Source organism: Paucilactobacillus suebicus DSM 5007 = KCTC 3549 (genome assembly GCF_001434475.1).
In the GTDB taxonomy this organism is placed as follows: domain Bacteria; phylum Bacillota; class Bacilli; order Lactobacillales; family Lactobacillaceae; genus Paucilactobacillus; species Paucilactobacillus suebicus.
In genome coordinates, this window is the sequence record NZ_AZGF01000018.1 from 32,522 (window position 1) to 47,923 (window position 15,402).

The following is a 15,402-nucleotide window of genomic DNA, read 5'->3' on the forward strand; positions in this document are numbered from 1 at the left end:
GTACAACCAAATTTTATTTTTTGTACTATTTTATAATTATGGGTATAATTATTGATTGACGAATCGCTTTAGGAGGTAGAAAACAATGGCTTTTGATGGTTTTTTTACACACGCAATCGTGCGTGAATTAAATGATCAGTTGGCTACTGGTAGAGTTGCTAGAATTCACCAGCCCTATCCAGCAGAAATGATACTTGTTATCCGGGCTCACAGACATAATTATAATTTATTGCTTTCTGCGAATCCCACGTATCCACGAATTCAAATTACAGATGTTCCATTTAAAAACCCGCCAACGCCTACTAATTTTACAATGACCATGCGTAAGTTTTTGGAAGGTGCAATTGTTAAATCAATTGAACAAGTGGATAATGATCGAATTATTAAAATTACATTTACAACCAGGGACGAACTGGGAGATGATCAAGAGCTTACTATTGTAAGTGAAATTATGGCACGACATAGTAATATTTCATTGGTTAGTGTAAAAACGGGTAAAATTATTGATGTCATAAAACATGTTGGTTCTGATCAGAACAGGTACAGAACTTTGTTGCCAGGTGCAACGTTTATCATGGCACCAAAGCAGGATAAGCTTAATCCGTTTATTGCAAATCAAGAATACGCTCAATTGGCACGCAGAGCTGAAGATGTAAGTGAATTTTCTAAACAGTTACAACAAGCATATCAGGGACTAGGCACACAAACTTCACGAGAATTAGCGTTTGAATTGTTAAATGGAGACAACGTTCCTGAGGCTTACCAGAAATTTTTGTTTAACTTTGATCACCCTACACCGACTATGATTACACTTCCAAATAGCAAAGTTGATTTTGCTGCGTATGAACCGCAAAATCTTGTTGAAGGCACAAAGCTTCAGCAATTTGATACACTGTCTGAGTTACTAGACGGGTACTATGCTAGTAAATCTCAGCATGATCGTACACGGCAATCAGCTAGCGAATTAATACGTGTGATTAATAATGAATTAAAGAAAAACAAAAATAAAGTTAAGAAATTGAACCGGACACTTAAAGAAACCGAAAAAGCTGATGATTTTAGAATTCGTGGCGAGATTTTGACCACGTACCTTCACGAAGTAAAGCCACTCATGACAGAAATTGAATTGCCTAACTTCTATGATGACAATCATCCAATACAGATTGAGCTATCTAATCAATTATCTCCTTCTCGTAATGCCCAGAGATATTTTACTAAGTATCAAAAATTGAAAAACGCCGTTGGTCATGTTAATGAACAGTTAAAAATCACCAATGCCGAAATTAATTATTTAGAAAACATTCAATCGCAAATTGAGCTGGCTGACCCTGAGGATACCAAAGAAATCAAGCTTGAACTGCAGCAGCAAGGATATTTGAGAATCAAAAAGTCAAATAATCGCAAAAAGAATCGTGTGACGATTAGTAAACCTGAAGAATTTGTGTCTACTGATGGGACTTCTATCTTGGTTGGAAAAAACAATCTCCAAAATGATCGTCTATCTTTGAAGATTGCAAATAAAAATGATATTTGGCTCCATGTTAAGGATATCCCTGGTTCTCATGTAGTTATTAGAGATAGTGAGCCCACTGAAGAAACCATTAATGAAGCAGCACAGCTGGCAGCATACTACTCTAAGGGACGTGACTCTGCACATGTTCCGGTTGATTATTTGCCGGTTAGAAAATTGAGAAAACCCAACGGTAGTAAACCTGGTTTTGTGATTTTCGAAGGACAAACAACAATTTATGTCACACCTGACAGTAAAATTGTTGAAAAATTAAAAAAATAGCAAAAAAATGAATTACCACTAAATTGAAGTGGCAATTCATTTTTAATTACATAAACGATCCATCATGAAATTGGAAGGCGCCTTTAACATTCAATCTTTTGAGTGTATCAGTTAAACCATTGCCAAATGCCATTTCTGCACCTAAAACGTTGGTTGATTGACTAGTTTCACCAAATAAATGAAGAGCTTTAAATGGGAATGTTGCGGCAAATGCAGCTGTTTGATCTGGATGTAGTCCAGTAAGCTGACTGACTGTTTGTTCATCAAGTGTATTGTCAGCCAAGTTTATTGCAATTTTTACTAGATCTGTGTTTAATGCTTTGGATAAAAAAGCTATTTCAGTTAATGGAACAACCCTAGTTTGTTCAACGTGAATTCTATTTGTTTTAACAAACAATGTTTGATAAATACCTGCCTGGTTTTGCCCTGAAATGTGTTCGGTACCTTGCATTTCAATTTCACTTTGATCAGATTCTTCCATGTTAGCTGGAAACACCATGGCCGTTGGTTCTCCAAAGCCACTTTGACTTTGAATTAGGTACGATGTGATTCCTAATGGCCAGACGTTTTCACCGTCAAACAATGCTGTAAAACTGAATTCTGGACCATTTGATAAGTGTGGTGACAGTTTACCGCTTTGGGGTAAAAATTTGAGTGGTAAGTGATATTGATCTAACTCTTGTATTAGACGTTGTCTGACCCTTGGTACATAAATGACATCAGGATTTTCAATTTTAGCTAAAAAAACTAAATCAGATGTTTCAATTGGCTCAGAGTATATTTTATCTGCCAAAATGCAGTTCATGGAAACAGCACTAGGGTTATTGTTAATTAGAATTGTCTCATAACCTTGACGCTTTAGTTCTTGAAGTGTTGCAGCCGTATAATAATCAGCTGCTCCAGCATTTCCGAGACGGAATCCACCTGCACCAACAACTATCGCTTTTTTTGCATTTGAAGGTTGCGATTCAGTTTCACTTTCAAAGGTCGAGTAAAAAATACCCGTGTGTTGTTCGAATTCACCAGCTGATGGATCAATTTCTTTATATACTGGGAAAATATTGTTTTCACTTCTTAGATTCGTAACATCTATTTCTTCCTGATTCCACAACTGGCTGATCATCCAATCGCTATAACCGTAGTACTTAGCTTTTTTTAGAATTACTAAGTCACCCGGATTATCAGCCACATCTGATTGCAAACGATGTAGCTTTTTTAATTTATAAAAGTAGTAAGGATCAATTTTTGTTAATTCAGCAAGCTCGTTTGTTGAATAGCCACGTTTCAGTGCTTCTAGTAGAAGAATGATTCTGTTGGCTCGGGGATGAATCAGTCGTTGAACAATTTGATCGTCAGATAACTGCTCATTTTCTGCAATATTGAATGCGTCAGTATGGAAGTGAGCAGCCCTTAAAGCTTTAATTAAAGCTTCCTCAGTACTTCTACCTATTCCCATCGTTGAACCCGTCGAACGCATCTGTGTTCCAAGTCGTTGATTTGAGTCAGGAAGTACATCAAATGGCCAGATTGGCACTCTAGCCGCAATATGATCCATACTTGGCTCAATTAAGGCACTTTGATACGTGAAATTATCAGGAAGTTTAATTTCAGATAAAACTTTACCCATAAAAAGATTGGCACAAACTAACGCCAACGGATAGCCAGTTGCTTTAGCTGCAAATGATGTAATTCTGTCAAAGTAAGGACTGTTTTTAATAACATAAAAATTTCCATTTGACGGATTAAGCGCAAACTGCACGTGATTAATGCCAACAATTCTAAGCTTTCTTGTTACGGACAGTGCCACGTCTCTAATTCGCTGATATTCGCGGTCAAGGAGCGTCTGTGTCGGAGTAAAAGCAATTGAATCACCAGCGTGAATACCAATTGGATCGAAGTCCTCAACGCCAGCAACTTGAAGCATCGTGCCAAGGCGGTCTCTCAAAACTACGACTTCGATTTCTTTATAACCAGCAATGCTTTGTTGGACCATTGCCTGACCCACTCTGGACTGCCCCAGCGCAATATTAATTGCATCGGCAAGCTCATTTGTGTCGTGGCAAGTTCTTCTAGTAAGGCTTCCCTGAGGTGCAACCGGTTTTACGATAACTGGGAAGCCTGTCGAGCGAGTTAGTTCAACTGCAGCTTCGAAGCTATTAACAGACTGCGCCGTAATTGTTGGTGCTTGCATTTGTTTTAACGTTTGATTTAAAAGAACTGGGTTATTGAGTTGCCGAATTGTTGCTTCGGGGACACCCAATAAAGAAATATTCATTTCTCTAAGAATCCCAGTCTCCATTAATTCTTCAATTAGACGAAGGCTGTTAATGCCACCAAGATTTGGTAAAATTGCTGTCGGATGGTATTTTTTAATCACATAAATTAAATTCTTGATGGTCAAAGGTAAAATACAAGAATGATCAACGGCATTACTGTTACCAAGAGAAAAGGAAAACGGATTGTTATCCATTAAGATTGTTTCTACACCAGCACTTTTGAGGTTAGTCGTTATTTGAAAAATAGCGGAATCTATTTCAGTCTCATGATTAATTTCGTCGGCACCACCGCCCAAAATTAAAATTTTTGAATTTTTAGAATTCACAACTAAACCTCCCGTTGCTGCATTGATTCGATAAATTCATCGAACAATCCGTTAGTTTCATCTGGTCCTGGAGCTCCATCAGGGAAAAATTGAACCGAAAAGGCCGGAAAACTTCTGTGACGCAACCCCTGAACCGTGTCATTAACGAGATCAATATACGTCACAAACAGTTTATTTCTGTCAACAGATTGACGGTCCACAGCGAATCCTTGTCCTTGTGATGCGTAAATAATATGATCTGTAATAACCTCTTTAATTGGATGGTTCATACCATGATGTTCAGCAGGCAACTTGCTGACTTCAGCCTGATTTGCCATCGCAAATAGTTCGTGTCCGAGACCAATTGCAAATAGTGGAATCTCTGTTTGAACTAACTGGATCATTTCTAGAACTGAATCATTAAGGTCATGTGGATTTCCCGGACCAGTTGATAAAATGACACCGTCAGGATCTAACCGTAGCACGTCTTCAGCAGATGCATTGTACGGCAAAACTGTCACATTACAATTTCTGCGACCGAGTTCACGCAAAATTCCATGTTTTAAACCAAAGTCAATGACGACCACACTTAGTCCAGTTCCCGGGTTTGGATACGGTTTTGGTGTTGATACCTGTGCTACTTGTTGATTTGTTAAAACGGTTGCGTTTAACTGGTCAAATGCATGTTCATCAGCCACTGGGACAATACTTGCCTTCATGGTTTTACCAACCTTACGCAATTTTCTTACAACAGATCGGGTATCAATTCCCGTAATACCAGGAATGTTCATTTGTTTCAAATATTGATCTAGTGATAATCGGCTTATTCTGTTAGTCGAAACATTTGCCAATTCTCTGACAATTACGCCTTTGATAGTCGGCAAAATCGACTCATAATTTGCTTGATTAATTCCCGAACTGCCAATGTTTGGTTGTGTAAAGATAACGATTTGGTTATGGTAAACTTGGTCGGTAATAATTTCTTGGTATCCAGTCATGCTAGTGTTGAAAACAAGCTCACCAGTAGTTACTGCCGGAGCTCCAAATCCTTCACCTTCGTAAGCTGATCCATCTTCTAAAATTAAATATCGCTTCGTCACAAGAATGCCTTCTTTGCAAAGTATTTTGAATTATACTTATAAATCTGTTTGATCGAGTTGATCTAACATTTTTTGAAAATATTCAGGTAATGGTGCTTCAAAGGTCATTTGCTTTTTGGTCGTTGGATGAATAAATCCCAACAGACGTGCATGCAAGTACTGGCCGTTGCCAGGTAAGGTTTTACGAGGCCCATACAATGGATCACCTGCAAGTGGATGGTGAATATATTGCATATGTACTCGTATTTGGTGTGTCCTGCCGGTCTCAAGCCTACAGCTGACAAGGGTATAATGTTGATAACGCTTCAGTACTTGAAAATGGGTGACAGCATGGCGACCATCCGCAATTATCGCCTGTTTTTGGCGATTAACTATTGATCTTCCAATCGGTGCATCGATTGTCCCCTTGCTTTCGGTTATTTGACCATGAACAATTGCAACATATTCGCGTTCATTTGTTTTATTTTTTAGTTGAGCTGCCAAAAATCTATGAGCCTGATCATTCTTAGCCACCATCAATAATCCAGAAGTATCCTTGTCGATTCTGTGAACTATTCCTGGCCTAAATTCGCCATTAATGGTTGATAATGGGCTGTGATATAGTAGTGCATTAACAAGAGTATGATCTGGATGTCCTGCCGATGGGTGAACTACCATTCCTTGAGGCTTATTAACGACGATGACGTCATCATCTTCATAAACAATATCTAACGGAATGTTTTCCGGCTCTAAATCAATTTTTTTTGGTTCAATTGGGATTACCTTGATCTTATCATTGATTTCAAGGTGATATTTAGCTTTAACCGGATGACCATTAACTAAAACGTGATCTTCGTCAATCCATTTTTTTATTTGAGATCTGGATTCGTCTGGAATTAGTGTACTCAACGATTTATCTATTCTACCAAGCTGATTATCATCAGTTATGGAAAAATTCATTTCCTTATTTTGCATTTTCATCGTCACCTTCTAGCCAAACAGTTATTATTAGCCAAATCACGCCGATTGTTAGACATGAATCAGCGATATTAAAAATTGGAAAATTGATAAAATCTAACTGAAACATGTCCACTACATATCCTAAGCGAATTCGATCAATAAAATTTCCAATTGTGCCGGCTAAAATGAATGCGATACTAAATCCGTACATTTTAGAAGCTCTGAAGTGCCATAAAAAGTATCCAAGGACAACAAGTGCGATAATAGTGATAATTGTGAAAAGCCATTGTTGACCACTTAGAATACTCCAAGCAGCACCATTATTACGTAGATTGGTAAATGATAAAATTGATGGAATAAACTCGTGAACTTGATTTAAACCAATATTTTGAACCGTAATATATTTAACTGTCTGATCAATGACCACTAAAACAGCCATTAATAAGAAGTAATATGGCATTGATATTCCCCCAAGCTTATTTTTCGGTTTCATTATTTTCAAGTTGTTGTTTCAAGGATGCCAGTGAGTTTGGCATAAATGAAAAGAACATTGTCTGTCCGTTTACGGTCATATGAAGTGAACGTTTGTTAAATTTCAGTTGACGAATTGAATTTCGTGGAATGATCATGTAGTCTTTTTGAAGAACACGGCTAAAGATAAGCTTTGTTGGCGTAACTAAAACAGTCCTTCGTGAAATTTGAACAACGGCCAAGAATATAAAAATTACAAATAGCACGGCCGTGATCCATTGGAAATGCGTTATCTCAAGCCATATAATGATTCCTAATAGTAAAATAACGGTTGTCCAGCACCAGCTAATGATGGCTGAAACCGGATTTGGTTGGTAAAAGTATCTTTGTTGTTCTTCCATAAAGTACAATTCTCCTTAAAAATAATAATAAAAATGAGGTTACAATAATGATTAAAATTTACACGGATGCCGCAACAAAAGGAAATCCTGGTCCGACTGGGTTAGGATTTCTGATTGTTCAAAATCAAGTTGCCATTCAAAAAACAGAAACTCTTAAATTAGCAACTAACCACGAGGGCGAATTTGCGGCTGCTATTGCAAGTTTTAGCTACCTAAAGGAACATTATGGTGCTAATGAGACAGTTTTATTTTATACCGATAGTCGCCTGTTGAGTGATGCAATTGGTAAAAATTACACAAAACATTACAAATCACAACTTGCAGACTTATCTAAATTATTTGAACACTTTAATTTAGTAATTACCAGATGGATACCAGAAAAGGAGAATAATGGTGCGCACAATCTGGCTAATCAAGCACTCAAAAGGCTTGATTAGCTCGGTGAAATTCCCCAGTACTAAGTATATCAAAATTATGTCCAAAATGAGCATTAAACCAGTCATTTCGGCAAAACAAAAAGTCGTGTGATAATCACACGACTTTTTGTTTTAATTTTTGTTTAGTCAAACGTCTTGAAACGCTGATCATCATCCATAAATTCTTTATCGCCAGCATCCTCTTCAATGGATCCAAATGGCATTTCTGCTCTTAAGCGCCAATCTGATGGTACGTCGAAAGCATCACGAATCTGATCGTCAATTAGTGGGTTATAATGTTGCAAACTTGCACCAATATTGTTTTCTGCTAAAGCTGTCCAAACAGCAAAGTTTGCAATCCCCATACCTTGTTCTGACCAGTCATAAAAGTTATCTGCATAAAGAGGTGCCTGTTCCTTAAACGCTTCAACGACTGACATGTCTGTGAAATACAAGATTGTACCAAATCCAGCTTTAAAGCTGTTAATCTTTGAGACTGTCCTAGCGTAAGCCTCTTCGGTTGGAACTTCACTCTTTAAACGTTTTGCAACAATATCCCATACTTTATCATGTGAATCACCAAACGTGATGATTGCGCGAGTCGTCTGGTTGTTAAACGCTGTTGGCAGGTTTTTAATAGTCTCTTTGATTAATTGATTGATTTGATCTTTAGGTTGATTGACATTTTTTCCAAGCGCATAGATCGAACGACGATTCTTGGATAAGTTAATTAATTCATTTTTCATATTTGAAATCCTCCGATTAATAATAAAATATTTCAACGGTTCCAAATATATCATACTTACTAAATGTAAGTAAAGCCATTTTCTGAAAATTAATTAATTATCGTTGCTTCTTTCCCCAGAATTGGAATAAATCGGTTCTTAACGATCCGTTATACAGTTTTCTTTTTTTAGTAGCCTTTTCGCCATAAAAGGTTTCAAATTCTAAATCACTTGTTAGGATGTATTTGCTCCAGGTCGTCATTGGTCTATATACGTCTCCCATCTGTTCATAAAGTTTACGAACTGATTCTTGATCACCCAGACGTTCACCGTACGGAGGATTAGCAACTAAAACTCCATTTATTTTATCGGTATGCCAATCTTTAACTGCTAATTGCTTGAAAGTAATATCCTGAAGTAATCCAGCCTCTCTAGCATTAACATGAGCGATGTCAATCATATTTTGATCGATATCATAGCCTGTGATGTCTAAAGGAGTATCATAGTCCGCCTTTGAATCAGCTTCATCACGTACCTGCTGTGACAAGCCTTCAGGTGTAATGCTCCATTTTTCGCACGCAAAATCGCGATTAAATCCGGGAGCAATGTTTCTGCCAATCAAAGCGGCCTCGATTGGAATGGTCCCAGAGCCACAGACAGGATCAACAAATGGATTATCTGTAAACCAATGGGCAAGTAAAACCAGAGCGGCCGCCATATTTTCTTTCATTGGTGCGCCACCTTTTGCGGCACGATACCCGCGTTTAAACAGACTACTTCCGGTTGTATCAAGTGTTAGGATAACGTGATCTTTGTTAATCATTACTTCCAAAGGATATAGCGCACCATTTTCTGGTAGCCTAGTTCTGCGGTGGTAAACTTCACTCATCTTAGCAACGATTGCTTTTTTAACAATGGACTGCACATTGGGTACACTATGAAGTTGAGAATTATGTGACCGTCCCTCAACTGGAAATTCTGCATCGATTGGTAGTAAACTGTCCCAATCTAGGGCTTTAGTTTGTTCAAATAGTTCGTCAAAGGTAACGGCTTCAAATTCACCGACAATTATTTTGACCCGATCTGCGGTTCTTAGCCACAAATTAGCCTTTAAAATATCTTCCATGTCTCCCTTGAATCGAACTCGCCCATTTTCAACTTGCGTGTCGTACCCTAGATCTCTTAGCTCACGACCAACGAGTGCTTCGATACCAGCGGCAGCTGTGACCATTAAATTATACTGTGTCATTTTTTACCTCTTCACTAATTTCTTTGTCAGTCAATTATAGCAAATTTATGAATCCATGCGGCTGATTTGATGAAAACAAACAAAAAACTTCGGAAGTTTCCGAAGCTTTTTAAAAATGTAACTATTTTAGTGTAATTTCATAACCGTAATTTTTGGTCTTACCTGTGTCAACTGTGACATTAGCCTCTTTAGCAAGAAGGTCGCTTTGCTGACCACTAATATCAGGCAATCCTTGGAAAGGTTCTATGCAAAGGAATGGCGCGTTTGCTCCCTCTTTTGTCCACAAGCAGACATATTGAAAATCAGTCAATGTTAATTCTATGCTATGTTCAGATTTAGGCGAGCTCAATTTAACTCCATCAATTCCACTATTTTCTATGATTACCAAACCAGCCTCAAACATGTCGTGATTAAGTTTGATATTGCTCTTATTCGCAGCAGCAAGTGGAATGATCTTGCCATCCCGGTACGGTGCTGGAGTTTTTACAATTTCAAATTGCTTTAAATCAAGATTAGCTGGTTGAAAGTTTAATTCATAGTCATCAAATGAAGCATCTCCACCAATTGGTACATTAAATGCGGGATGTGAGCCAATTGAGAAAGCGAATTGTTTGTCATCTTTGTTAACAATTTCAAAGTTAAATTTAAGGCCACTGTTGGTTAACGTAAAAGTGACATCTAGTTCAAATTCAAATGGATATAGAACTTTTGTATCACTGTTAGCTTCCAGTGAAAGTGTTAACGATGAACCATTGTTTTCTTTAACACTGAATGTTTGACCACCTGCAAATCCATGCTGTGGCATTTTGTATTCTTTGCCTTGATACGTGTATGAGTCTGCTTCTGATCTACCGATTGCAGGAAACAGTACCGGTGCATGTTTGGGCCACAGGTCATTATTCCAGATGTAATCAAAATCTCCTGATTTGTTGACTAAATGTGTTAACTCTGCACCCTTTTCGTTAATTTCAGCTTTGAATTGCTCGTTTTCAATAACTTGCATCTATATACGCTCCTTTATAGTAATAACTGTTATACCAGTATCTTGAATCCGCTTCCATTATAACCCACAACTTTAGAAAGTCAATTCTGTATTGCTGATATTAGGCCAATTGTGAACTACTTCAGATACAATAATTAAATTGTTTTAGTCCTTATATATTAGTTTTAGTACAAGTAAACAAAAAAAGCTGGATGACCGAAGTCATCCAGCTACCTGTTTGTAAATTTCTGTAAGCCATGTTTTGTCGAAGTACATTCTTCAGGCAGAATATACAGTGATAATCATCTATCTCGAGACATACGTCTCCCCCCACAATCAGTTCAATTACCTATGTGAAGCTCCCCTACCATAAGTTTGGGTTTCCCGCTCGAGGGGTTTACCGCGTTCCATCAATATAGTTTCCTACATTGCTTCGTCACTGTGGCACTTTTCAGGAATACTGGGGCATAGCCGAAACCTTAGCCGCTTTTTCCGCCGTAACCATTACTGGTTCCCCGGCTTATTTTTTCACCGAGCACGAACACTACAAGCATCTCAGCCTGTGCGAGCATGGACTTTCCTCAGCTGATACGAACCAGCCGCGATTATCCAAAATTTACAAATCATTCGAATTGATTAAAGAAGGTGTGAATCAGACTGATCGTTGCCAATTTGTGAACCGAATACGCGACGTTCAAGGTTTGACAATCGCTTAAGAATATCCATATTAGTTGCACTTGACACAGGCTGTTCATTGGTTGAACGAGAACCCATTGAGGCGCCTACTTCAACCTGACGATTTAATTCATCAACCTTTGCTTTAAGACGGTCATTCTCACCTTGAAGCCTAGTGATTTCTTTATTGAACGCATCGTAGTCCTTGATAACATCGTCAAGAAAACTGTCAACGTCAGTCGGATCATATGCAGATCCCATTCTTTTTTCTTTAAATTCCTTTTGGAGAATATCCTTTGGAGTAAAGTTAATGTTATCCAATGTTAACACCTCAGTCGTGATTTCTTAAATACCTAATCTAGTTTACCAAAAAAATAGCTAATTGCAACCATAAATCAGCATCTTCATACTTTCTTTCTCTTTTGTTTACTATTCCTGCTTATCTTCTTCAATCTCTGTTGCAATTTCTTGAAGCTCGTCAAAATCTATCAGACTAATTGGGTATGGATGAGCGTCAGCGAAGCTTTTTGCTGCTTCCAAATCATATTGCATTTTTCCTGGGTATTCTGGATCATATATGAATAGTGCCTCATCAGTATGTGATAGCATAAACTGCTGGTAATTTTTTAATTGCATGGGTGATTTGTAAGGACTATCGCTGACTTGATCAGAAAAATCTGCCTTAGAAATTAATTCTTGCAATTTTGTCCTATTATTCTCATTCCATTGGCTACCAAATTCAGCAAAAGGTAACATTACAGCAATTTTCAGTTCTGGATATTGGCTTTTTAATTCCGATCCACACTCTGTGCACCATTGTTCTACACCAAGTTGTGGCCCTGTAATTAGCCAATCAACACCTTGTTCGATTCTCTGCGATAATGATTGAGTGATCGCCTTTTTAATCACTGTCACCTTTGGATCATTGTCTTGAAAGACACTTAATTCATAACTACGGTAACCACTGATCCATAAACGACTCATTATTGAACCTCTATTCAGTAAAATTTAAAATTTATTTGCCCTGTTCTTTGGTATAATACTGTATAGCTGGGAGGATTGCAAAAGATGACAATTCATTATCCAAATGGAAAGCAATATTCTATGCCAAGTCGTAACGCTTACCCTAAAAAAAGCGCTATAGTTCATCATTCGATCTTTGGTAAGCGTGGAATGACACTTGAACAGGAAATTAATGAGAGCAACGCATATTATCTAGCTCATGATATTGCTGTAATTCATAAAAAGCCAACACCTATCCAATTAGTAAAAGTTGACTATCCAAAGAGGAGTGCTGCAGTTATCAGAGAAGCATACTTCCGGAAACCGTCGACAACCGATTACAACGGCATCTATCACGGATACTATCTTGACTTTGACGCTAAGGAAACGAACAATAAACTGTCCTTTCCCTTAAAAAACTTTCATGAGCATCAAATCAAGCATTTAAGAGCTTGCATTAAGCAGAGTGGCGTTTGCTTTGCTTTCGTTAAGTTTTCAAAATTGGACCGTTTATTTTTGCTGCCGGCGACAAAATTGTTTTTTTACTGGGATCAGCAACTACAAGGTGGTCGCAAATCGATTCCACTAAAAAATATTGAACAAGATAGTTATGAGATCAACTACGGGTTTAATCCAACGATACCGTATTTGGACGCAGTTGATAAAATGATTAACGATTTTGGAGTATAAAGGAGTGCAATATGTCAGATGATAAACGTCCAACCCGACAGACTCGTATGCAGTCTGGTGATAACGGAAATTCGGGATCTGGAAAAAAGAAAGGCATTATTAAAAGAATTTTCGCCTGGGGATTCAGCATTCTTGGTATTTTAATTCTTTGTGGAGCAGTATTATTCTTCTACTACGCATCTAGTGCACCTAAAATTTCTGAGAGTGAGTTATCAAGTCAGAGTGAAACACAAATTTATGACTCAGATAACAACGTTATTTCCGAATTGGGAGCTCAAAAACGGGAATATGTTAAATCTGCCAACATACCAACTGAAATGCAGCACGCGGTAGTTGCAATTGAAGATCGTCGATTCTACAAAGACCATGGTGTTGATCCATTCCGAATTATAGAAGCTGCCGTTGCAGATGTGACGCATACGTCAAGTGGTCTTCAGGGTGGTAGTACTCTGACCCAACAGCTGGTTAAGTTATCTGTATTCTCTACCGCTGCTTCCGATCAAACGATAAAACGCAAAGCTCAGGAAGCTTGGTTAGCAATTAACGTGGAACGTCATTATTCTAAGGCAAAGATCTTGGAGTTCTACATTAATAAAGTTTACATGGGTAATGGCGTATATGGAATGCAAACTGCTGCACAGTACTACTATGGTAAGAATCTAAAGCAGTTAAACTTGTCGCAATATGCGACGTTGGCTGGAATTCCACAGTCGCCAACCTACTATAATCCGACAAGCAATGTTAAAGCGTCAACTGCCCGTCGTAATGAAGTTTTGAGTGCAATGGTGAGAAGTAAGTATATAACGCAATCGCAAGCTAATGCAGCTGAAAAAGTCAGTGTAACTGCCGGACTCGATTCCTCACATGGTAATACTTCTAAGCTTTCGTCGACTGATAACAGTAATAAGAAGGTTATTGATGCTTACCTGAAACAAGTTGTTTCTGAACTTGAAGCTAAGGGATACAATCCATATACTGACGGCCTTCAAGTCCACACAAACCTTAATATGGATGCACAAGAACATTTGTATGATGTTGCTAACGACGGATCGGTTGCTTTCCAAAGCAATGATATGCAAATTGGTGCCGCAATCACAAATCCTAAAAATGGTAAAATTATTGCCATGTTGGGTGGCAGAAAAACTGGTAACGTGACGTTTGGTTTGAACCGTGCCGTCCAAACAGATAGAAGTGCCGGTTCAACCTCTAAACCGTTAATGGATTATGGACCAGCAATTGAATATTTAAACTATCCAACTTTCAGGCCGGTGAAGGATATTCCGTTCACCTACCCTGGCACCAACAAGAAACTTTACGATTTTGATCATCAGTATCAAGGTACAATCACGATGCGTTCCGCATTGGTACAGTCCCGTAACATTCCGGCAATTAGAACATTGCAGGATGTTGGAATGTCCAAGGCTACTAAATTCTTGGCAAGATTTGGCATTAAGCCAACATCGAAGTCTGGATTTGAATTACAAAACGGTATTGGCTTGTATATTTCTCCTTTGCAAGAAGCCGCAGCCTATGCAGCATTTGCAGATAATGGTATCTATCATAAACCATACTATATTAGTCAGATTACTACCCAAAGTGGTGATACCTACAAGTATAGTTCCGCCGGTAAGAGAGTTATGAAGACATCAACGGCATATATGATTACAGATATGTTGAAGGGTGTTATTAATAGTTCTAAGGGTACTGCAACTTCTGCCAAGATTTCTGGGGTTCATCAAGCCGGTAAAACTGGTACCACTAACTACCCTAGCGGTAGCGGAGTTTCTTCGGGAGTCATGGATTCATGGTTTAGTGGATACACGAAGCATTATTCAATTTCTATCTGGACTGGTTATGATAAGGCACTCGTGGCAGGACACTCCATTTCGACCACATATGAAAAGACGGCTCAGTTAGTTTATCGTAGTGAAATGAGTTATCTTGAGAATCAGAATCCAAGTTCAAATTGGAAGACCCCAGATACTGTTACTGTTGTCGAAAAGAATGGACAACGGGAACTTGAGGTTAAGGGAGCTTCGTGGAGTGATACAGGTACTAGTGATAAATATGCTGAAAACAATAATGGTTCTGCTACAACTAGCGATAGTTCCGTTACGGTTTCTTCCTCGTCTTCAGAGAGTGAGTCCAAGGCAGATTCAGAAAGTGCAAGCAGTAACTCCAATAATTCGTCTTCAGTAGAACAGACTCCTGGTGGTGATGGTAATAATAGTTCGTCATCATCTTCAGCAGCCGCATCGTCCTCATCAACTTCGACATCTACGGCGCAATCAGATACAAATACAACACAAAATAGTTCGACAAATACCGGACAATGACACACAAAAGGCGGTTCTTCGTCAAGAAGTACTGATATAAAAT

14 protein-coding genes and 1 other RNA gene are annotated in these 15,402 nt (G+C 38.3%); 4 read left to right on the forward strand and 11 right to left on the reverse strand.

The genetic code is table 11. From position 1 onward, the window contains the following. The first annotated feature begins 85 nt into the window (after positions 1-85). Positions 86-1,792 (forward strand): NFACT RNA binding domain-containing protein, encoded by a 1,707-nt coding sequence (locus FD16_RS07975; protein ID WP_010622171.1) that lies wholly within the window; start codon positions 86-88, stop codon positions 1,790-1,792. Between the two features lie 46 nt (positions 1,793-1,838). Here FD16_RS07975 and FD16_RS07980 read toward each other — a convergent pair whose 3' ends face one another. The 5 genes from FD16_RS07980 to FD16_RS08000 are packed head-to-tail and all read right to left on the reverse strand — an operon-like array spanning position 1,839 to position 7,284. After that, positions 1,839-4,394 (reverse strand): carbamoyl phosphate synthase preATP-grasp domain-containing protein, encoded by a 2,556-nt coding sequence (locus FD16_RS07980; protein ID WP_010622170.1) that lies wholly within the window; start codon positions 4,392-4,394, stop codon positions 1,839-1,841. A 2-nt stretch (positions 4,395-4,396) separates the two neighbouring features. Then, a complete protein-coding gene (locus FD16_RS07985; protein WP_010622169.1) occupies positions 4,397-5,473 on the reverse strand; it encodes a carbamoyl phosphate synthase small subunit in 1,077 nt (358 codons plus the stop codon). Between the two features lie 36 nt (positions 5,474-5,509). Next, a complete protein-coding gene (locus FD16_RS07990) occupies positions 5,510-6,427 on the reverse strand; it encodes an RluA family pseudouridine synthase (RefSeq protein ID WP_010622168.1) in 918 nt (305 codons plus the stop codon). Next, positions 6,417-6,872: a signal peptidase II gene (gene lspA / locus FD16_RS07995; protein WP_010622167.1), complete on the reverse strand. Its 456-nt coding sequence runs from the start codon at positions 6,870-6,872 to the stop codon at positions 6,417-6,419. The genes FD16_RS07990 and lspA overlap by 11 nt, the downstream gene beginning before the upstream one ends. A 16-nt stretch (positions 6,873-6,888) precedes the next feature. Next, positions 6,889-7,284, reverse strand: coding sequence for an EbsA family protein (locus FD16_RS08000; RefSeq protein WP_010622166.1), 396 nt, complete (start codon positions 7,282-7,284; stop codon positions 6,889-6,891). A 47-nt stretch (positions 7,285-7,331) separates the two neighbouring features. On the opposite strand from FD16_RS08000, the gene FD16_RS08005 reads away from it, so the two are divergent. Next, positions 7,332-7,721 (forward strand): ribonuclease HI family protein, encoded by a 390-nt coding sequence (locus FD16_RS08005; protein ID WP_010622165.1) that lies wholly within the window; start codon positions 7,332-7,334, stop codon positions 7,719-7,721. Between the two features lie 122 nt (positions 7,722-7,843). Here FD16_RS08005 and FD16_RS08010 read toward each other — a convergent pair whose 3' ends face one another. The 6 genes from FD16_RS08010 to FD16_RS08030 all read right to left on the reverse strand — a co-directional run bounded on the left by FD16_RS08010 (position 7,844) and on the right by FD16_RS08030 (position 12,315). After that, the gene (locus FD16_RS08010; RefSeq protein ID WP_010622164.1) at positions 7,844-8,446 is read right to left on the reverse strand and encodes a nitroreductase family protein; all 603 of its coding nucleotides are present in this window, start codon (positions 8,444-8,446) and stop codon (positions 7,844-7,846) included. Between the two features lie 97 nt (positions 8,447-8,543). Next, positions 8,544-9,674 carry a THUMP domain-containing class I SAM-dependent RNA methyltransferase gene (locus tag FD16_RS08015; RefSeq protein ID WP_010622163.1) on the reverse strand — a complete coding sequence of 377 codons (1,131 nt, stop codon included), beginning with the start codon at positions 9,672-9,674 and terminating at the stop codon, positions 8,544-8,546. A 121-nt stretch (positions 9,675-9,795) separates the two neighbouring features. Continuing rightward, the gene (locus FD16_RS08020) at positions 9,796-10,677 is read right to left on the reverse strand and encodes an aldose 1-epimerase family protein (RefSeq protein ID WP_010622162.1); all 882 of its coding nucleotides are present in this window, start codon (positions 10,675-10,677) and stop codon (positions 9,796-9,798) included. Between the two features lie 225 nt (positions 10,678-10,902). Next, an RNA gene (rnpB, locus tag FD16_RS12575) (RNase P RNA component class B) lies at positions 10,903-11,273 on the reverse strand. Between the two features lie 19 nt (positions 11,274-11,292). Beyond that, the gene (gpsB, locus tag FD16_RS08025) at positions 11,293-11,652 is read right to left on the reverse strand and encodes a cell division regulator GpsB (protein ID WP_010622161.1); all 360 of its coding nucleotides are present in this window, start codon (positions 11,650-11,652) and stop codon (positions 11,293-11,295) included. A gap of 108 nt (positions 11,653-11,760) precedes the next feature. Next, entirely contained in the window at positions 11,761-12,315 is a 555-nt protein-coding gene (locus tag FD16_RS08030) for an SLOG family protein (RefSeq protein WP_010622160.1), read from the reverse strand. 84 nt (positions 12,316-12,399) lie between these two features. Here FD16_RS08030 and recU point away from each other — a divergent pair, with 84 nt between their 5' ends. Both recU and FD16_RS08040 read left to right on the forward strand, forming a co-directional pair. Then, a complete protein-coding gene (gene recU / locus FD16_RS08035; protein WP_010622159.1) occupies positions 12,400-13,023 on the forward strand; it encodes a Holliday junction resolvase RecU in 624 nt (207 codons plus the stop codon). An 11-nt stretch (positions 13,024-13,034) separates the two neighbouring features. Then, a complete protein-coding gene (locus FD16_RS08040; RefSeq protein ID WP_010622158.1) occupies positions 13,035-15,359 on the forward strand; it encodes a transglycosylase domain-containing protein in 2,325 nt (774 codons plus the stop codon). The last annotated feature ends 43 nt before the right edge of the window (positions 15,360-15,402 follow it).